The following is a 20,407-nucleotide window of genomic DNA, read 5'->3' as shown; positions in this document are numbered from 1 at the left end:
TGTTTCGGATGAGGTACCGCAAACAGTCTCCTCCTCTACGAAAAGGTCACAAATTCTTTGAAAGCGTACTCAGTTCCTCGTTCTGCTGAATTGCTTAGGGGTTAGGCCCGTAAGCTTTTTAAATACTTTTGTAAAATATTTTGGGTTCTCGAAGCCGACCTTTTCACCGATCTGAATCCAGTCCATCTCCTCTTCCTTCAGCAGCCGCTTTGCTTGCTCCACCCGGATTTCTTGCAAAAAATGGCTAAATGTCTTGCCTGTCTCTTTGGTAAATACATTGCTGAAGTAGTTTTCGCTCAGATGGACCCATCGGGCAATTTCTTTGACACGAATCGGCAGCATGTAATTCATTTTGGCATAATCGATAGCCTTGGTGATTTCTCTGCGATGGGCATTGCGGAGTACGGGCAGCATCGATTTCAGAACATCATGCAGCCGGCGGCACCACTCCCGAATATCCGGATAAGTTTCCAACCGGCTTAGTTCGTCAAAGGGGGATACTCCCTGCAATGCGCTATGCAGATTGCCGCCGCGTTCTTTAACATATAAGCTCACGGTGGAAACCCAATGATACACTTCATCCCGAACGACCGTCTGCGGCAATTGTTTAGAAATTTGAGCAGGGAACATCCGGTGGAATACTTGATCGGCCGTTTCCACAGAGTCGGCATCCATAGCAGTAAAATAAGCGTCCGTTACTTCCTTGGATATATCGATAATGCCATCCTCCCGGGATTCCCCGTGTTCATCCCACGCATATGCTCTGTCCCAACCGTTGTAAAAGCTCCTGCCGAACGCCTGCTGTGCCTGGCGGGTGGCCTGATCCAGGTCGGAGCGTCCTTGCGCCAACCCGCTAATACCAACGGTAATAAGCAGCTCCGGTCCCAGCTTTAATCTCCAGGACAATATGGTTTCAATCAGATTGTCCGCTCCATCTGCAACCAACATCCAAAAATAGTTATCCTCCCCGTACCATACATGAGTGTGCAGTCGTTGAGATTCGTCCAAAACGCCGGTCAACCTTTCCAGCACGCTTTCTTTTTGCCATGTAACCGAATGCCCTTCCGGTGTTATCCGAGCCTCCGCTTTTATTTTTACGATGCGATAAAGCGCTCCGTCATCTATGCAATCACAGCATATTTCGGAGGGATGCCCGGTTAGCTGCTCGGATACGTTCCCTGGCTTTAGATTTACGCGATTCACAGCATACTCTGTTGCAATGACATCCTCCGTCGCCGTGATTTTCCCTTTCACACTCAGCACAACCTGCAACAGCTCTTCGGGCGTCATGGACAGCTTTGATATGTAATCGATTACGCCCAACCGAAGCGCTTCACGAACCGTTTGAAAATCATCCAACACGCTTAAAATGAATATTTTCGTATCAGGCAACTCTTCACGGATGCGACGGATCATATCTAAACCGTCCATGTGCGGCATCCTGATGTCCGTTAGAACAATGTGCGGCTTCGTTCTTCTTATTAATTCCAAAGCACTTTTACCGTCCGTGGCTTCCCCTGCAACCTCGATACCGTATCGCTGCCAATCAACACTTGAAACGATCCCTTTCCGAACCAGAACTTCATCGTCAACGACGACCAGACGCAAGTTCATGCTGATCCCTCCGGTATGGAAAATGTATGGAAAAGCACATGTTCAAGTCACCCTCACCTTGTCCGATTCGCAATCCGTACGAAGATCCGTACATAATTTGAATACGGTTGTGCACGTTTTTTAGCCCGATTCCGGAAAATTCCCCTTTACGGCCTTCCCCCGACAAATGCTCCTCTAATTCTTTTCTCCGCTCGGAGGTCAACCCGGTTCCATTGTCGATCACCTCAAGAACGACTTCATCCTCTATTTTGCGCGTGCGGATGATCAACTTTCCCCCTTCAATGAAGAGGCCGTGCTGGTATACATTTTCCACCAAGGGCTGAATCGACAGCTTCGGTACAAAAGCATCCATCGTTTCCGGATCGATATCCTCCACCACTTGAATGGTATCCCCGAAACGATATTTCTGTATCGTCAGGAAATAACGGACGTTGTCTATTTCCTCGCGAACCGTAATTTCCTCTTGCCCCCTATGGATACTCATATTAAGCAGATGCCCTAATGACAGCAGCATCTCGGTAATGTTTTTCGTGCCGGCCATGATGGACATCCACTTAATGGTATTTATGGTATTGTGCAAAAAATGAGGATTAATCTGTGCCTGAAGCGCCTCCAATTTAGCATTTTCCTTGACCCGCTCCAGTTCGATTTCCCTCTCGATGTAATGTCTGAGCCGTTTGACCATCCGATTGAAGTTTTTGCTGAGCCACCCGACCTCATCGAGGGAGCGGATATCCACCGAGACATCCAGATTGCCGCTCTCTACTTGTTTCATCATGCTTTGTAGCTTTCTGATGGATGACGTAAACATATTGGAGAGCAGAATCAGGATGGTGATAAATATCGCAACGCTTAGTAAAAGCGTGCTAATGGCAATATTGCGAATTTGTTGAATTTGGTTGAATACATCTTTATGATGAACCACCTGGACGACAAACCAATCCGACAGGGGAATAAAATCGTTGACGACATCCACCTTTTCCCCGTTGATTTCAGCCGTGAAGGAGCTGTGCTTTAGCTGTAAATCCGGCAAAAAAGCGGGGTATGCGCTATTTACCCATTGAGGATCTTCCGCGAGTATGTGGCCGTTCGCGTCCATCATGAACCCGATATTCCGGTAAGGCAAGTTTTTAACCTGTAATATGTCTGCATAATGACTTACCGGTTCACTGATGATTAACATGCCGATGTTTTGCGAGGCCGATTTCCCTTTGATCGCCATCGCGAGGGTTACCATATTTTCGAGCTCCGTACTGATATAGTTAGGATGGTTTAAGGTCCAAGTCATATAGCCGTTTTGCTGCAACGCTTTTTTGTAAAAATCCGAGCCGCGGATTCGTTCATAGGCTCCGACCTGTTGAGACCAATTTGTATACATATTTCCATAATTGTCCATTATTGTAATGTATACCGGATCAGTGATGATCGCCGTGGAAATCTCCAAAACCTTTCTGTCGATTTGATCCACGCTGTCAATAGTTTGCCGATCCGTACTCGGAGGATGATCGAGCACATCGCGAATGCGGTCATCCAAAACGACGGAGCTGGATGCATTCATCATCGCCCGCATTTCCCGTTCGATATTGATGTTGACTTGGTGAAGGCGGTCCAGAGCAGTAGCAAGGGTTTGTTTGCTGAGAACGCTTTCAAAGGAGCTGTAAGTATAAATACCGACGCTAAAGATGGGTATCAAGATCAAAATTAACGATGAGAAAATTAGTTTCGTACGTAGACTGACCGATTTCAAAAAGCATCTCCATCCATTTCGATGCGCAGATAAATAATCTTTTGAAAAGTATATCTCGTTCTTACATCCCCTTCAAGCATGATCTTAAGCAAGAACGAGTGCACGATTGGGAAAGGCCTCTCGTAATTAAACCGTTAGATGGTCGATACTCAACATCGAAGCAGATGAAGATTCCAGTAGAAATAACAATAGAGGTGCCGAGGCCCCCCCCCATCTGAATGAAGCGTAAATTACTCATAATTGGTCAATGGGCAGAAGAAAAAAGACGCTTAATGCATCGCTGAACATATGCCGGCGGCGAAATAAAGCTAGCGCGATGAGCGTACCGAGTGAAGTTGAGAGCAACGAGACGGTCAATCCCAACCGTAGGCTTAACCAGAGCGATTCCGACCATTCGGCACGGCGCAGCAGCTTTTCATACCACTGAAGAGATAAGCCGTGCTTCGGGAAGTCCATAAAACCGATGTCCGTCAAGGATATCGGAATAACGATCAGTACGGGGGCGACAATAAATAGAAGAATGGCCCATCCGATGGCGGTAATCATTTTTGAAGAACGCATTTACGGCAAAGCTCCTTTCCCTGTTGCTTGGATATTTTCTGATAAAAACTTACAATTACCGTTGAAATAACAAGAAGCAGCAAGGATAGCGCAGCTCCCAATGGCCAATTAAACAAGGCGACGGTCTGTCGACGCGTCCCGGAGAAAGTAGTGCAGAGCTTGTGGTGGCAAGGGATTATCCCACAGCTGATGAAATCGGACGAACCGCTGCATATCTTCTCGATTACCGAAATCGGCCTCAACGATCGCGTAGCGATATCGATCCGCAAAGACGGTGAGGTTCTTGGATATATTTGGGCTATTGAGATCAACAACCGCTTGGATTCGACCGGTCTGGAGCTTCTGAAGAAAGCCGAGCAAATCGCAAAGCAAAAGCTGCTTCAAATTCAAAATCGCAAACGCAAACAAGAAGAAGGTTTTCGCGAATTTTTCTGGCAGCTGTTATTCGGTCATTTGACCAGTTCGGATGCTATCAAGGAAAAAGCCGAGTAAATTCATCTCTCGCTGCCTCCCGCTTTTTATGTCATGGTGTTCGAATTCCCTGAACCGATCGATGATCGGCAGCTTCAGCACATTCGCTACTCCATGTCAGACACGCAGCGCATTTCGGTGGTATGTCATGCCGTGGATCACCGCTATTTCATCCTGCTTGCTTCCCCGGCGGCATTCGCCTCCTGGAAAGAACATGGGGCTGCCTTCATTGGCAGCTTCACCAAACAGATGAACAACCGTTTGCGGGTCTCATCCGTCACAGGGGCTTGCGGATCCTTGTTAGAGGATTACAGCCGGGTGGAAACAAGCTATCGCGAGGCGTTAACCTTACTTCGACAGAAGAAGGTTTTTCCGGCTCAAGCAGGCGTTGATCACTATGAAGATCTGGGATTTTACCGCTTTCTCCCTCCCATTTACGAATACAAGCAAACCCACCGGATGGTAAACCCGCATTTGCAGCGCTTAAGCGAGTACGACAGAGGTCATCATACGAATTTGGTCGAGACGCTGGAAGTATTTCTAAACAGCGACAGTAACGCCAAGGACGCTGCCGCCGCACTTCATATTCATACGAATACAATGAATTACCGTCTTGCCCGCATCGCCGAGATCGGAGATATCGATTTAAAAAACATGGATCAGAAAGTGGCGCTTTATATTGACTTAAAGACGAACAAACTGATCTCCAATTAAGCTGTCATCTTATCTTTCACTTGCCCATGTTGTTATGTGCATGTTGCCCGTCAAATAGCCATACACAGGTTTGATATACTCCCGCGCGTAGCGGCTGAACGATCCGGCGACCGGTTGGTGGACGGCTATCTCCCCCAAAGCTGAGCGTTACAATACGAAAGTAGCTAAGCAGTTAACCGCAGTCAGCTTTTACCAATTGAACATTTTCAAAGACAACTCAAAAAGCGGGTTTTTGTCTAGGAGAACTTCTGTCGATTGAGCAATACTGCCGCATCTCATTTAATTGTCCAAATCCTAAATAGTCATCTCGCCCATGTCACTTTTCCCAATCCCCTTTTTCTCCAACAGCCACAAGGCTTCCCGCTCCCTTTCGCTCTCTTACCAAAATTTTCCATTGCAATTATAGTCGTGTTAGGGAACTGGTAAAATCGAGGTAAAACCAAGGGGGAAGGCCCGCCAAAAAAACAATTAAAGTCGTGCGGCGATAGGAATCAAATTGGAGACAGGGACAAGATTTGTTCGCGGCAATTACAGAGTGAAAATCAGAGAAGAAATTGGTGATCAACTGGAAGGATGCTTCCTCCCCCTTGCCCCGCCTGCATTTTCCCTATCGCAGCGGAACGGGATTGGTGGCCCTCGAAAGCCCTCCTAAGCCTTTCCCCTGTCTTTTCAAAACAAAAAGCCGAGGAAAAACAGGAGTGGATACCTGAGTTTCGCTCGGCTTGGCAATACGACTTTTTAGGCTTTGATACGACTATTTAGGCTTTGAGTTGACTCAAATTGCTTTTTACAATTAGTGCCGGACCAGTAATGCCACCGACTCCACATGCACCGTATGCGGATTCGGATTCGGGTCTGCTGGAATCTGTTAAAGTGGCCGAAAACCCTTGATATGCCTGGGTTTTTCGCGTTCGCATTTTGTTCTAATTAGGTGGTTTTGGGCACTTGGTGTTGAGGTTTTTCATCAGATTATCCCCAATTTAGCTCCAAAAATAAGTAGTCTTAATGCGAACAGGTCGATCCTACATATTCTATACTTTGCGAATCGGCATTCCATGTGCAAAAGCCTCCACCAATTGAATTGGGGAGGTTCAATTGCTTATATTTTACTTCTTCCAATAGACATCTTCACGCTTATGTTTGATTCCATCTACCCAGATAACTAGCTCCTTCTCATCCACTTCAAACACAAGAATGACTTGGTACAGACCCAGCCTTGTCCAGTAACCCTTCAATTTGCCAGTGGGTATCTGTTTGGCAGTAAGGATTGTATAAGCGAGTCGCGTGAAAGAGTCAGAATAAATTCGTTCCTTCACTTCCGGAGGATAAGCCAATATGCCGGCAAGTTCATCAAGAGCGGTTTGCGACCAAAATACTTTATAAACTTTGTCCACGCTCAAATTCCTTCACTTTAACTCGGAGATAATCAAGCCCCTCTTGTTCGCCATACACTCGTCCAGCTAACCGATCTTCGCGGCTTCTTTGAACCTGACGAATGAGATCTGCATCTTCAGAGAGCGCCTCTATATCCAATTGCTGAGCAGCTTCGCGTTCCCGCTTCATGTTTAAGTAACCAATAAAGTCAAGAACTTGGGCCGCATCTTGTTCAGGGATGTGATCAATCAATCGTTTCAACTCTTCACGATTTACGCTCATGGATAACCCTCCCTTCGATCACTGTTACCATTATACCACAAAGGCAAATACGTCTAATCAATTACTCCCGAAATCTACACCGTAATAATTCTCCATCCAATTATTATAAATTCATTCCGTGATACCCCATCGCTTGATAGCCCCTTACCCTTTTCTTATACATGTTCATCAGCATGGGCACTTGCAAATCCACATAGTCATAAATCTGAACGTTTTGTTTGCTATGATGAACACGATGGAGCCGGCCTGCATATTGTTGGAGCGTCCCTTTCCAAGAGATGGGGTGTACCAAAAACAATGTATCCAGCCGCGCATCGTCAAAGCCCTCACCGATTAATTTGCCTGTCGCTATAAATACCCGCTCCTCTGAATCGGGGATACCAGCGATCTGCTCCCGCAACGCTTCACGCTGCTTTTTTCCCATCCCCCCACGCAGAACGATCACGTTCTTGGCAAAATGCTTTAATCGATTCTCAAAATACTCGACATGCGCAGTCCGTTCGGTTAGCAAGATAGGCGAACGTCCCTGGTCTAATGCTTTAAGCAAATCATCAAAAATCATATTGTTCCGTTCCTCGTCTTGCACTAAGTATTGATAAATATCTTGAATACCGAGTGAGCTCACATTTGCCGGAAGACGGAAATTCGTGTAACGCGGAACGACTTTATGTTCAATTCCCCGAGCCTGCGCTTGCGACTTAGCTCGATTTTAATTCGAATCGGACCGCATTGCATCAAGACAATCGGTTGATGTCCATCTTGCCGCGTGGGAGTTGCGGTCAACCCTAAGACATATTTGGCCTTCGCTTTTTTCAGCACTTGTTCGAAGCTAAACGCCGAAACATGGTGGCATTCATCCACGATAATTTGACCGTACTCTTCGACGTATTCCTTGACGATGCCCTTTTGATTTAAACTTTGTATAATCGCAATATCCACGATCTCGCTTCGCTTTTCCTTTCCGCCGCCAATGATGCCGATATTCTTCTTCTCGAGGTTCAAAAATGTGCTGAGCCGCTCCCTCCATTGATCCATTAGTTCCCTTCGATGAACCAGTACCAAAGTGTTTACCTTTCTGGAAGCAATGATGGAAGCGGCTACCACCGTTTTTCCAAAGGCCGTTGTTGCCGATAAAATTCCAGTATTATGGGCTAACATGGACCTGGCTGCACCATCTTGCAACATAGAAAGAGCTCCGTTAAATGCAGCCTCAATTCCATTTCCGGAATTGCGTTCATCCGAAATAATAGCTTCAATTTGATAAGAACTCATCAAATCCATCATCATCTCAAAACAGCCTCTAGGTAAGGCAATGTATTTAGGATAATCCTCGAAGCAACCGATAACCCTTGGCTTGCCATAAGTGGGAAGCCGCATTGCTTGTGTCTTATAAAAATCCGGATTTTGAAAGGTAGCCAAACTTTGAAGACGATGGAGGAAGGCCGGCGGCAAATCTCTTTTATCGATATAAATCATATTGGAATAAACGACGTTAACTTTAGATGGCAATGCGCCTGATATAACCGAGGAATGTCCAGATCCGGTTTTGATCCAAGGCCGCTCATCTTCTTCTGCATCATTCCAAGAACCGACACTAAGCAAAGAGCCTCCTTTCGTTAATTCATAAATTAAGCTCTGAACCCGGTCTATTGAAAGCTTTTCCAATCCCGAAAGATAGCTCCATTGATCAACATAGGGACGAAAAGACACATCTACGAAAACGCTATTTCCTTCGCGACGCGGAATTCCCTGCAGAGGAAGTGCAATCAAATTCCCAAAACCGCCCTTAGGGAGAGTATCTTGGTTCGGAAACAATCGATCATACGAGTCTAATGAAATCTGGTACCGATGCTCCATGGTCTTTGTTAGAATGGCACACCCCAGCTTCCTTGCGATAGCCGCATCTAAGGGTTGGTCAAAAAAGAACCAAATATGCCCGCCGTTCCCCGATCGGGAACGTTCAAGTGCAGCAGGAATTTTCCATTCCTTACAAGTTGCCAGTACCGCGGCGGCATCTTGCTGCCAATTCTTCTTATCGAAATCCATGGCGAGAAACCAACAGGTTTCATTTTCAAGCATTGGGTAGACGCCGATAGTGCGATTCGTCTTGCCATCGAGATGTCGGGCGATAATTTCATCTGTCACTGGTTCAAATGCTTGATGGGTACATTCCGAGCATTTGATTTGCGGCTTTTTGCAAACATACGTCCATTCATTCTGACAAGCGGGAGAGTACCCTGATTTTCCGGCTTTGTTCATCCATCGCACTGGATAAACATCCTCTCTCCCACGGAAGAGAGAACGGAATAAAGCTATTTTTTCTTCTGAACTAGATTTTAGATGCACTTGGCCTACCGGCGCTTGTTCTTTCTCGTTCGCGATTTGGGAAAGAGAGGGTACCAGAGACGTCGAATCTTCAAGATCTATATATTTTGATAATTGGAGCTTCAGCAAACGATTCTCATCTTTAAGAGCTTCTATTTCATTCAAAGCCCGGGCAAGTTGCTGCTCCACGTCATTTCTCATAATTCCTCCGGAATATAATAAGAATTGTTCGTATGCCTATTCTATCATAGGATCTTTTGAATATATGGAAAAGCCGTCTTCCCAACATAAATTGGAAGAGACGGCTTCGCTTAAATTGATTATATTTTTAAGTGTGTAATTTCAAGTTCGCTCTGGACAAAACTCATATCAGAATCTCTAGATACTAATGTGAAATCATAAACCAAGGTTGTCGCAATAATAAGAGCATCCGGTGTTTTCACTTTTCGTCCCTTGCTTTTCTGATCCTTCCGAATAGATCCAGCCAGTTTCGCAATGTCAGAGGTAACATCTACGCATCTTTTTGTTGTAAACAACTTTTCTGCACGAAGTCGTTCTTCGGGTCGTAACCCGGCAAAAACTTCGCATTCCGTAATTGTAGAAAAGTAAATCGGCATTTTGTCACGTGAGGCTTGCTGAGCAAAATCAATAACTGTACCTTCATTGATAAGAATTGCAATCGCAATGTTCGCATCCAACAATTACCCCTTGCTCATGAATCCCATTCCTCGCGCGATCTTTTTACTTCATCAAGAAGTTCCTTGCCACGTTCAGGAGATAATGCCCCGGCTGCTTCCAGAAGATCATCAATCGAATAGTCATCCTCTTGAGCTTCTACAGTCTGCTTCTCAAGGTCAATCAAAACACGCGAATTATTTATATTGAGTTTTTGAAGAATGGACTTGAGCGCGCTGGCAGTTTGTTGATCAATTTTTTTGGGGATCATGATTTTTATCCCTCCGTTGTCGTACTTGGTTAATCCATTATAACATACCGTCTGTAGTTTCAATAATTGTTATTGTCTTAAGGGTATAGTCCATCAGTATTGGCTACTTACAAATTTTGTATAATCGTGAAGGGGACAAACCTCAGCTCGAAAACTCAATCTATTTCCTTGTATGTCACTAACTTGTATGTTAAAATCCACCTAAGTTAGTTCCTCGAAACGGAAGCACTCCCTCAACTTCACGTAATCCTCGTATGGCTTGTTGTTGAAGACATCCGGTTTCTAGTACAGACTTATCTTTATTTCCACAAAATTAAACCGATCTCGTATTCCGGCATGTCGGGAAACGCGAGCATCCCCAAAAAGATTTTCCTTCCTTACTCTTTCTAAGCACCATGGCTGAACCGCAGGAACATTGTACTTCCGTAGTTGCGGCCACTTGGAAGCGTGCCGATTTAACATTATCGGTTGTTGCTTTCCTCTTGTTCTTTCCGGTTACAGGCTGCCATTTCCCCCAGGATCTAAGTTTCTGTTCGACAAGGGCTCCGTGCCAGTAATCTACCTTGAATTTTTCCGCTTCCTGTTTAGCCGGTTCGGTTAGATCGGAGGTAGTAACCAGCAAAGATAGAATACAATCGTGATTTCGCTTGGCTCCGACTAATTCCCGAACGATTTGAACGCCAACTAGATTTTTCGGAGCATAGCACTTAGCTTGAACAGCTGTTTTCTCTCCGCGGCGATCCGTTATAACTAAATCTACCCCGCCGTCCTTGCCGCCGATACCTACCTCCTTCACCTCGAACCCCTGATCAGTAAAATAGAGCGCGAGTAGGCGCTCAAATTCAGCCCCGGACAAGTCGTCCAACGAAGTGGTTAGAATCGTTTCGTCAGACCGCCGTTGCTGATGCTCCTTGCGAGAAACCGTTCTATTAGATCCAGAGGAATGTTTTACCTTCGGCTTCGAACGAGTTCTTCGGCTGGTTCGCTGAGTCCCCGCGGTTATTAGAGCAGCTAATAATGCAATGATGATGACACAACAAATCACAAGCTTTCCAAATCCCACAAAGGCAATAAGAGCGTTCACTTTCTCTATATGGTCAGTAACCAACACTATAATGACTCCAATACCTGCAAATGCGATCAGCCTCATCAATATTTCCGGAAGCCAACGCAGAAGACGATAATAGAGCAAAGCTCCACCAAATATAAATATTATACAACATAGAACAATGAAACCAACCGGTTGCACAAAATTTTCGTTCACTCCAAGTCTCGCGCCTCGTTAAACAAATGCACCTGTCCCCTCTCTACTCCCCAATGTCCAATCCCTCAAGCCTTGTTGCCCGATCAATATGGTACTCGTCCCATGTTACATTGACCTTCCCCCGGCGCCGCTTCTCCCGCCAGTCGCGCAGCTGCTCCTCCGTCTCCAGCCGTAGCTCCGCCACCTCATACGCTCGGTCGAACATATATTTCGACGTTAGCAACACACTTTGCACGCCATGCCCACCCGGCACGATTGATGTAGCCCGCTCCAGCCATTCCTCCACCGTCAGCTTCACATACAGCTCGCTCGAAGCACCGCGACGCGACGGAATCTCGCGAATGTCGGCCCGCGGCAACACCTGCCACTCCTTCACCCGACCATACAGCGTAATGCCCGCCCGTTCTTCGCCAAACAACCGCTTCGACTGGTAGATCGCCACATATTCCAACTGCGACAGAGCTTGATGATTGGCAAAATGCTTCAGAGGAACATGGTAGAACCTGTGTCTCTTCGCATCCCGCAATTGATCCATATGGCTAAGCGCCCCGACTAGCACCGTTTTTCCAGCGAGCTTATCCGCATAGTATTGCTTTGTTCCACGCGGCCTGGTCGAGCGCTCATAAGCCTTCTCCGGGCTATCCATGATGAGCTCGTCCAAAAACTCCTCCACCAACGTCGTCGCATTCGGCAGGAACGGGAACGCCCCTACATTTACAAGCTCAATGCTGCGGTAGAAAGTATGCCGTCGATACTCCTCCTCGTTTGGATAAGGAAACAATACATACGCTCCAAACATTGTCCGCTCAAGCTCCCTCTGTCCAGCGCCGACGTCCTCAACAGTGGACTTATACACGATGGCATCCCTATACCGGTGCATCGTATTGATATCGTCTTCCTGCGGACCCGGCGTACCGTACTGCTCCCGATATGACGTCCCCTCATAAGCAGGGTTGATCCGATATTTAGCGTCGAACACATACTTGTATTCTACCGACGACTCCTGCTTTTTCAGCGTCAGCACATTGTCCGGCCGCTGAGCCACCGTCTCGCTTCGATCCCCCAACGGCAAAGAATTATAATACAACGTGAAAATCTCATCGTTCCTCGGGTTTCGATACACCATCCGCGCATTCTTCGAACGATCCAACGTCACAAACAAGCCGCCACGATTCACCTTCACAACATCCTGCCTGACAAGCTCATATTTCCGGCTCAGTAGCTCATGAATCTTCAGGAAGCACCAATACTCGTATAACTGCGCGAGATCCTTCATCGACAATCGGAACAAATCGCTCTGAATAGAAAGCCCCTTCATCAACATCAGGTAATACCGGTACACCTCCCGATATCCCGGCGCCATTTGCAGCACAAGCGACATCGTCATCTGGCGCATTTCGCCAACCTGGAGATAATCCAGCCTAAGCAGTCGTTGCAACTCCGCTTGCATCCGGCCCAGCTTATTTATCAGCACCGGATCGGGTTGCCGCTCCTTCTTTCCAAGCAGCACCTTCAAACTCCGCAGCTTCTGCTGAACTCGTACAAGAACCCACCGGACAAAACGATTCTCCATCGTATCAAAATCCACATGCCGCCTCGTTTCCAGCACATGCGTTGGCGTGTACGCCATGTCGCCGATCCGGAGCAGCCCTTGCCGCTCGTCCTTGGCGAGCAGGTAGGGGCGCTTCGTGAGGAACGCGACATTTTCGCGGCCGGCTTTTTTGACACGGGCTGCATCGACAAGGCGGTTTTCCACTCGCAGTTTGTGGTGCGGGGCACTTTGTATACGTTCCACCGTCTGCACGAGCTGCCGGAACACATGCTGAACAATCGTGAAGAACTCCGTCAAGCTCTGATGCCGCGTCTCTTTGAGCCCCGTCAGGTGGTACGTCTTCCGTAAAAAGTCGAACGACAAATTGTAAATTTGCTCGTTCACCTCGTGAAGAATTGCTTGGTAATCCTTTTTGTAATCCATTTTGGACGGGAAAATCTCCAGTTGCAGTCGGAACACCGGCTCCCCATGCTGTCTTAGTTCGAGCTCCGTGTATCCGACTTCATTTTGAAAATTGAGCAGCCCTGACAGCAGCCGACTCCCCTTGGGCAACACAGCTTCGCGAAGACTTACGTTGTCATGGTAAAAGGTGAGCGGAGCACCAGGCTCCATCTCCACCACCAGTTCGTACGATTGCGTCTCGAAAAAAAGCGGCGGACACGCCTCCCCCGGCTGCCAAGGTACGAGATCCTGCAGTTCCGGGGAAAACAGCTTGATGGAGCGAATCTCTAGACCCGAGGTGAGCAGCTGTACCTGTACGTGCGCATCCTCCCAAGTGGCATCGTCGCGGCGATGTAACCGGAGCGATTCGACTGTCGGATGAAACGGCTTGCCTTGCAAATACAGGTTGAACTGGTTCGTATCAATGTGGAGCAGCTCAACCGGGGGATTAAGAAAGCCAGTACGACGTGAAGCCATCTTCATCTAACCTCCGTAGCATGAAGATGATTTTTCTAGCGCTTTGCGGGTATGAAGCCGACTCCACAGTCTTGACAGTATCTTTCCAAAGCTCCGCCGCATCTTCTTCCAGCTCGGATTTGTTAAGCTTTTTACCTAGCGTAATTTCCAAAAGCTGAAGCAGAACTCGGCGCACAGAGGCGCTGCTCCCTTGAATTCTCGGCAAGATTTTCTGCAGAAGCTGGAGGTCAAAAGCCGCTTCTTGCGTAAGCAGTTGCGCTTGTTGGTTGTAGATGAGATAGAAGCAGATCGCATCCCGAATCCGGAAGCCGACATGGGAATGAATCGATTCCAAAATATCGTTAATCTGCACCAGCTTGTCCGTCGTCTGTTCGATAAGTTGCTTGTACTCGCTGTGATACACATCCACTAGCTGGAGATAGTCCGAGCGTAGAAAAGCATTCGATGCCGCGATAGGCTGAGAGCCCCCGCTGATTGTCTGCGATGAAGGAAACTGATCAAGGTTTATGTAATTAAATTCAATCGTATTGGCTCGGTCCAGTACCTTTTTGCTGAAGGGATGCGTCGTCTCGTCCATATTAACCGTGCCGATCAAGTACACATTATCAGGTAGGATTAAGTTACCGTAACGTTGCTTGTCTTCTTCGCTCACGAGCGCAGACGTACGAATAAGCGGGTCGGTTACAATGCGGTCACCGCGTCGTTCCTGAGTCTCAAGCACACTTAACATATCGCTAAAATAATGCTCAACCCGCGCCAAATTCATCTCGTCAATGCAAATAAAATAAGGCTTATGTTGGTTTGCCGGCTTCGCCGCTTCGATCAACACTTCCGTTAGTGGTCCTAGCCGAAAGATATGGTTAAGGTCTTTGTAGCCCAGTAGGTCCGACGGATCGCTCCAATCTGGCCGTACTGGAATGAGTGTGAACTGGCCGTTTTCGCTCGTAGCTCCTAGAGCTTCGGCGAATAGCTTGACCAGCTTGGTTTTGCCTGTGCCCGATACTCCTGCAAGGATGACGAAAGGCCTGGACTTTAGTGAGAGGTAGAAGTTTTCGATGAGATGGTCAGGATAGGCAAAGCCTTTTTGATGGATGTAGGCTTTCACGGCTTGGAGCCGCTCGCTCACGGTATGCTCGGGCACAGGTGGTTGCTCCTGTTCGTTAGGATTAAGGACGGTCTCTACATACTGGTTGTAATTGTTCACGAGATTCTCTAGGTCGGTGATTAATTGCTGCTCGTCTGGGAGCTGATCTCGATCGTATCTATAATAAGCAACCGTAGACACCTGATAATCGCGCCCCAGCCCACCTGAAGTAAGGTGAATCTCCTCATCTTTGCGGAGCCCTTCAAGCGGAAGTATCGCCCTCATTTCTTGAACTTTTTGACGCAGATACTTGTATCCTTCTACTTTGCCGCGTTTATTAGGTTCTGTTACCCCTTGGGCTAGAGTCAGGTAGACGGAGCTCATATCCTCGGCAAACAGATATACGATATACTCCCCGTGTTGCGTAGATTCCGTAATATGCCGATCCATGATAGCGATCCAAGGAATATTTGCCCATACTCCTTGACCAACCGAGGCGGTTATTTTGAGATTGTCATGAATGAATGGCAGGCCGCTAAGTCCTGAGGGGATTTGTCTACGCACAAAAATGCCTAAGGCGTTGTTGCTGAATGGCTCTCTTTTGGCCGGAAGGTATTTGGACAAGACGTGATTTAGAGCTTCGCGTAGCGAGAATGAAGTGTATTGTCGTTGCTGATGGTAAAGTTCGAGCTCTTTACTGGCATAATCATGAAGCTCGATGAGCACGTCTTCATCCCAGGTTTCGTACAGATGCTGTTTAAACCCGATGGTTTGGATCTGGTGGTTCTGTTCCAAAATGTCGCTAAGTGCTGATATGGGAGTGGTTATGATTTGGGAGATTTGGCTGATGGTTACATCAGCCCATCTTCTAGCGTTGTTGATGGGTGCATCTACTGGCTTGCCTTGGGCTTCTCTGTCTTGAAATATGGAAAGGAAGCGTTGTTTTAAGTTGTTTAAAGAGGCTTCACGCTTGCCAGTAGCGTTCATTTCATTCAGCAGCGCGAGGATTAGGATCATTTTGTAAGATTTTTGTTTGTGGGTAAAGATGCCGGATAGTGCGTTAGGTAAAGACATAAAGGAAACCCACCTTAGCAATATGTTGTAGGAATACGACAATATTCCTAATCATTCGCCAAGGTGGGAAATGGTTCCTGCAAATCTATAAATTCTAGATCCACAAATAATATAAAACTTACAAATTAGTAAAGGAATATGGAATAAAATGTTGAATAAAAATAGATAGCACAATGAATCGGAGGTCGAATACTATGACTCTGGTCCCAATAAGAGACGGCTTACCTACAGAACTGACAAGCCAAATTATGACACAGGAACAAGTATTTTATTTTTCATACATTAGTTTAAAAGGCGGATGCTTGGTTCGGGTTCTAGAGAAAATTACTGGATAGCGCTTACTAATAAACGGGTTATTTACAAAGACGAAAATTCAAGAGGAAAAAAATCAGTATGTCGAAAAAGATGGAATACTACCTTTAGAGAAAATTTCATTCGTTGAAGTATCGGAGGCGCAAGAATCAACAGGGTGTGGATGTAGCGGTGCGAAAGTATTTCAACTACGAATAAGTTCATCTGGGGGTACTGTAAAAATTCCAATCCCAACTAAAGAAAAGGGATACGAAATAAGACAAGTTTATTCAGAAATTATAGAAGAGCTGAAATAACTATGAATTGGATATGTATTTTATTCATAAGGTTATATCAAATAACTGTTAAACGAAAGAACCCGAAATGTCTGCATTACCCTTCATGTTCAAATTATGCAATTATGGCATACAAAAAATATACATTTTTTGTTGCAACAAAGAAAACTATCCTGAGAATAAATGATTGCCATCCGTTTTCAAACCGACCTTATATTGATTACCCTTAACATCTCTTTCATCAATTTGCCAACCTGATAATAGCGATATAAAAATAATTTTAGGAGTGTGGCCACTGTGAAGGTTACGCTGTATAAATTTTATAGAGCTTACATTGGGGATTTTACGAAAGGAAATGTTCATTTTGCGAGAGCTATTGGGATACGGAAGAAAGAATTAATTCTGCATTCTTGTTGAAAATCGACTCTCCTATTTTGAATTATAGAGACGAAAAATGGTCGAGGCAGTTAGCTATTGGTTTTTTAAGAACTTTTTGGGGACTGGCAACTGATGAATATAGTGATGCCTTAACTTCTTTGCAGTACACAAGAAATAAATTTATTTTGCCTAAATCTCAACTCTCAAATAAGAAAAAATTAGATGTTACTTGTAATTACTTGTATGATCCTAAGATTCAAAGAATTATCTTTTTAGAATACGGGAAACTTGATGACGCTACAATGTGGTTACCTATTTTTAAAACTCTTCTCACTTCATTTTCTTCCTTATACATTATACCACCTATTAACGATGTTTCTTGTTGGGACCTTACTAAAGGGAATACTTTCAATATATTGTTTTCGAATATTGGTACAGTTCCTAGCCCAAACATTACATCAACTGCGGTACGAATAATTAATTTATAAGTCTAAATATTATTATATATTACATTGATGAGATAGAAAAAGAACCATTAAATAATAGAATATAGGTGAAATTAGTTGAGTCATTGGATAGAAATTAATAGAGATAGTCTCTTAACAAACATACTTGTTGCAATATTATTCCTCCCCATCGCATATCTATTTAATTTTTTGTTAGATGAATGGAGGCAAAAGAGAAGGGGATTTATAAGTCAGGAAGAAATGAAGAAAATCAGTAACAAACTTTCAATCAATATTGACCCTGATTTTAGAAGAGAAAAAGTAAAGGTTATTATCAAATATAAAGATCAGAGTGATCATAAGAGTGGCAACGAGATATTAATAGTTGCGTTAGTAGCATTGGTTCTCTTCACAGTGTTTTTCTTTAGGAAAAAAGAAGTGTTGCTTTATTTGGATTAATGTTTAATTTAGTGGCATTATGCAGAGAAATAAAGCATCCAAGTAATCAAAACATGAAATTTTTGTTGGGTTGGACAAGCTTTTTATGGGCTTATGTAATATTCTCTATTCATTTATTGTATCACCCAATCTATACTTCTGAGCAGGCACTAATTACTGAACAAAATATTAAAGAAGGTAAAGGACTATTTAGTGGCGGATTTGACGGATTTATATACTTGATTTATCAATTTATTGGAGTCATTTTCATGACAGGTAGTCTACTCTTTAATATTGGTATTCAAATCTTTACATTACTTATATGGTGGGGTGAAGATAATCAAGAAAGATTTAAAAATCGAATACTTCGTAAAATTTTATATTTTCTTAATCACATTTATCATCCGAATCTAAAGTTTATTTTGTTTTCCATATTATTGATTATCATTAGCTAAACTTATGAAAGTGGCCTTCTCTTAGATTGGGTAACTCTTCATACTTAACAAGATATTTCGAAGTATGAGCATCAAAAATTCAAGGAGCTGAACAAGAAGAAAATCGAACCTCTTTACTAAAAAGTTTCTTACTTCTAAATATCCAATAGGCAAATTGCGAAATAAGAGCACTACTATCCATTTATTTCACCAAAGCATTTTCACTAACAAATCTGTTGATTTCGTCAATAATCAATCAACTCTATTATTTTCAAACATCTGCAAATTAATAATCCATTGCTTTCTTACACTATTTCTTCATCCTATGTAATCTCTCATTAAAATAACGCTCAAGTCCCTTATCCGTACAATAGATAAAGCAACCCTTTTGCCCTCTAGTCATTAATGTACGATAGGTGTTCCGAATGATATCATCAGCTAGCTTTTCACCTCGAGCCTTGTCTTCCTTCAGAATCTTAGAAAGCCCTTTAAGTGACTGGTCTGTTCTTGCCCTTTTCTTATAATCCGTAATCAACTGACCATCTCTGTATTGAAGATCATCTCCAATAATGACACCGACGTAGTCGAACTCAAGGCCTTGGCAGGTATGAATACAACCAGCTTCATGAACGGAATTGGCATCAATAGCCCAGGTAGCCGTATTATTCAAGTTCCAGCTCATCCCAAAATCATGTTCCGGTATGTAGATATCAAGATGTGTAGTATCATCTCGATGATCACTCGACCAATCCCAGCAGTACCCTGCGACGATTCTTGATTTATTTTTCTGTGCGTTCAACTTCTCGATCTGTGCTTTCATTTCGTGAGGGTCGGAAAAGACTCGAAATTCATAATCCATCCCAAAATCACTTGCGTTAGCCGTCTCTCGAATCTGCAAAACATCTTCGAGCCAAGCTATATAACCATCCGAGCCGTCACAACGAAATTGTGAAGTGAGCTCTGCTTTCGTTACCGTTGCTCCATATTCCGTGGCAAATTTCTCAATTAGATCGATATTACCGATATCTTTCAGAGTCACTCGTTGTCTCTCATCAATGAAAAATACTGCAAACCTTGCGGCTTGAATCACTTCTTTTACTTGATTCTCACCCAAGTTCTGAAACATACCCGACTTTTCATTCAATCGGTGAGCTTCATCGATGAGAAGGACATCAAACTCATTAGGTGGAGTTTCATAATAACTGCCTGATCCTTTAAAAAGATTGTCTATCCGAGTTTTACGGAAATCCCCAGAAAGCATTGCCGCATATACATTCCGTGGAGCCGAGTTTCGTGTTACATATTGGGCAACCAGACCTGATTTCGTTAATTGAACCAAAAGATTAATTGCTAGTACCGATTTTCCGGTTCCAGGACCACCTTCAACAATCAGAACCTGCTTCTGGCCTGACCGCTGAGCCTTGTTAGCAAGTACTAATGCAGTTTCATAGACCACTTTCTGTTCGTCGATCATTTTAAATTCACTAATGCCTTTTAACATACTGGTAAGTGAATCTTGCAACGACTTCGAGGGCCTAATACGCCCCCTCTCAATACGATATAGATTCTCTTTATCATCACCATATTTAATATAGGTCTTGATAAAATTTCTTAGTTTTTCCGCATCCCCTTTAGCGAAAACAGGGGCTTGCTCAATATATGGACGGTATATAGGATCGACCAAAGGATCATTTAAATTTGAAATCAAATAATTGTGTAGATACGCGCAGGGGTAGAGCTTAATCCCCTCGTTCTGAACATTTTCATTATAATCCTCAATTAGGGCCGAGTAGGACCATACTTGATAAGAAGGATGAGGCGTCTCCTTTACCCCTTTGTTTAGAAAAGTCTTGACAATCGCTTCTTTACCTTCTACCTTTTCAAGAGAATCCCACTGTTTCAATTCAACGACCATGACAGAATCGGAACGATCATTCCTGCCGGAGATAAGAAAGTCAATCCGCTTCGACGTGTAGGGAACTTTAAACTCAATAGCCACTCCGGCATTTGCAGGAATTTCCGGATCTACCAGAACTCGATACATGTATTGCATGGACCGGTCCCACGCCCTAACTTCTCCAATATTTACATTGCCGATCTTCTCTTTAAAATTCGTGCTAATATGTTCAACTAGATTATCCATGAACACATCCGTGATAAATTCGTTCTTCGTTGCTTCATATACAATCATGGTTTCA

Annotated in this window: 19 protein-coding genes and 1 pseudogene; 6 read left to right on the top strand and 14 right to left on the bottom strand. The window is 44.5% G+C overall.

Features of this window, described 5'->3' with window-relative positions; translation table 11 throughout:
• Positions 1-69: 69 nt before the first annotated feature.
• From SD70_RS15015 to SD70_RS15005, 3 genes are all read right to left on the bottom strand, one after another.
• The gene (locus tag SD70_RS15015) at positions 70-1,614 is read right to left on the bottom strand and encodes a response regulator (protein WP_041048336.1); all 1,545 of its coding nucleotides are present in this window, start codon (positions 1,612-1,614) and stop codon (positions 70-72) included.
• Positions 1,589-3,361, bottom strand: a complete 1,773-nt coding sequence (locus SD70_RS15010) for a sensor histidine kinase (protein WP_041048335.1) — start codon at positions 3,359-3,361, stop codon at positions 1,589-1,591. Before SD70_RS15010 ends, SD70_RS15015 begins: the two co-directional genes overlap by 26 nt.
• Positions 3,362-3,595: 234 nt before the next feature.
• The gene (locus SD70_RS15005) at positions 3,596-3,922 is read right to left on the bottom strand and encodes an ABC transporter permease (RefSeq protein ID WP_052487469.1); all 327 of its coding nucleotides are present in this window, start codon (positions 3,920-3,922) and stop codon (positions 3,596-3,598) included.
• Between the two features lie 150 nt (positions 3,923-4,072).
• Between SD70_RS15005 and SD70_RS33375 the strand changes: the two genes are divergently transcribed.
• Complete coding sequence (locus tag SD70_RS33375) at positions 4,073-4,414, top strand: hypothetical protein (protein WP_052487468.1); 342 nt, start codon at positions 4,073-4,075, stop codon at positions 4,412-4,414.
• Positions 4,415-5,107 carry a PucR family transcriptional regulator gene (locus SD70_RS33370; RefSeq protein ID WP_331436788.1) on the top strand — a complete coding sequence of 231 codons (693 nt, stop codon included), beginning with the start codon at positions 4,415-4,417 and terminating at the stop codon, positions 5,105-5,107.
• Positions 5,108-5,131: 24 nt separating this feature from the next.
• Here SD70_RS33370 and SD70_RS36085 read toward each other — a convergent pair.
• The 10 genes and pseudogenes from SD70_RS36085 to SD70_RS14960 all read right to left on the bottom strand — a co-directional run.
• Positions 5,132-5,248 (bottom strand): annotated as a pseudogene (locus SD70_RS36085) (hypothetical protein); the annotation flags it as partial.
• A 965-nt stretch (positions 5,249-6,213) separates the two neighbouring features.
• On the bottom strand, positions 6,214-6,501 hold the full coding sequence (locus tag SD70_RS14995) for a type II toxin-antitoxin system RelE family toxin (RefSeq protein WP_041048334.1): 288 nt from the start codon (positions 6,499-6,501) through the stop codon (positions 6,214-6,216).
• A complete protein-coding gene (locus tag SD70_RS14990; protein ID WP_041048333.1) occupies positions 6,485-6,763 on the bottom strand; it encodes a hypothetical protein in 279 nt (92 codons plus the stop codon). Before SD70_RS14990 ends, SD70_RS14995 begins: the two co-directional genes overlap by 17 nt.
• Positions 6,764-6,866: 103 nt before the next feature.
• Complete coding sequence (locus tag SD70_RS34905) at positions 6,867-7,325, bottom strand: DEAD/DEAH box helicase (protein WP_231571229.1); 459 nt, start codon at positions 7,323-7,325, stop codon at positions 6,867-6,869.
• A gap of 59 nt (positions 7,326-7,384) precedes the next feature.
• Entirely contained in the window at positions 7,385-9,289 is a 1,905-nt protein-coding gene (locus SD70_RS14985) for a TOTE conflict system archaeo-eukaryotic primase domain-containing protein (RefSeq protein ID WP_082053371.1), read from the bottom strand.
• A gap of 119 nt (positions 9,290-9,408) precedes the next feature.
• The gene (locus SD70_RS14980) at positions 9,409-9,786 is read right to left on the bottom strand and encodes a type II toxin-antitoxin system VapC family toxin (protein ID WP_052487466.1); all 378 of its coding nucleotides are present in this window, start codon (positions 9,784-9,786) and stop codon (positions 9,409-9,411) included.
• A 14-nt stretch (positions 9,787-9,800) separates the two neighbouring features.
• Positions 9,801-10,034, bottom strand: a complete 234-nt coding sequence (locus SD70_RS14975; RefSeq protein WP_041048332.1) for a hypothetical protein — start codon at positions 10,032-10,034, stop codon at positions 9,801-9,803.
• Between the two features lie 313 nt (positions 10,035-10,347).
• On the bottom strand, positions 10,348-11,298 hold the full coding sequence (locus SD70_RS14970; protein ID WP_231571228.1) for a restriction endonuclease: 951 nt from the start codon (positions 11,296-11,298) through the stop codon (positions 10,348-10,350).
• Positions 11,299-11,341: 43 nt separating this feature from the next.
• A complete protein-coding gene (locus tag SD70_RS14965; RefSeq protein ID WP_041048331.1) occupies positions 11,342-13,768 on the bottom strand; it encodes a restriction endonuclease-like protein in 2,427 nt (808 codons plus the stop codon).
• A complete protein-coding gene (locus SD70_RS14960; RefSeq protein WP_041048330.1) occupies positions 13,740-15,926 on the bottom strand; it encodes an MrcB family domain-containing protein in 2,187 nt (728 codons plus the stop codon). The genes SD70_RS14965 and SD70_RS14960 overlap by 29 nt, the downstream gene beginning before the upstream one ends.
• A gap of 610 nt (positions 15,927-16,536) precedes the next feature.
• On the opposite strand from SD70_RS14960, the gene yidD reads away from it, so the two are divergent.
• The 4 genes from yidD (at position 16,537) to SD70_RS14950 (ending at position 18,230) form a co-directional block, all read left to right on the top strand.
• Complete coding sequence (yidD, locus tag SD70_RS40375; protein ID WP_082053369.1) at positions 16,537-16,743, top strand: membrane protein insertion efficiency factor YidD; 207 nt, start codon at positions 16,537-16,539, stop codon at positions 16,741-16,743.
• 180 nt (positions 16,744-16,923) lie between these two features.
• Positions 16,924-17,379: a hypothetical protein gene (locus tag SD70_RS36080; protein ID WP_156158035.1), complete on the top strand. Its 456-nt coding sequence runs from the start codon at positions 16,924-16,926 to the stop codon at positions 17,377-17,379.
• A gap of 75 nt (positions 17,380-17,454) precedes the next feature.
• The gene (locus tag SD70_RS14955) at positions 17,455-17,796 is read left to right on the top strand and encodes a hypothetical protein (RefSeq protein ID WP_041048329.1); all 342 of its coding nucleotides are present in this window, start codon (positions 17,455-17,457) and stop codon (positions 17,794-17,796) included.
• 53 nt (positions 17,797-17,849) lie between these two features.
• Positions 17,850-18,230 carry a hypothetical protein gene (locus tag SD70_RS14950; RefSeq protein WP_156158034.1) on the top strand — a complete coding sequence of 127 codons (381 nt, stop codon included), beginning with the start codon at positions 17,850-17,852 and terminating at the stop codon, positions 18,228-18,230.
• A gap of 289 nt (positions 18,231-18,519) precedes the next feature.
• On the opposite strand, the gene SD70_RS14945 is transcribed toward SD70_RS14950, so the two are convergent.
• Positions 18,520-20,400, bottom strand: coding sequence for a DUF2075 domain-containing protein (locus tag SD70_RS14945; protein WP_041048327.1), 1,881 nt, complete (start codon positions 20,398-20,400; stop codon positions 18,520-18,522).
• Positions 20,401-20,407 lie beyond the last annotated feature (7 nt).

The organism is Gordoniibacillus kamchatkensis (genome assembly GCF_000829455.1).
Lineage (GTDB): Bacteria > Bacillota > Bacilli > Paenibacillales > NBRC-103111 > Gordoniibacillus > Gordoniibacillus kamchatkensis.
The sequence above is the reverse complement of the archived record's forward strand: the minus strand, read 5'-3'. Positions and strand labels throughout refer to the sequence as shown.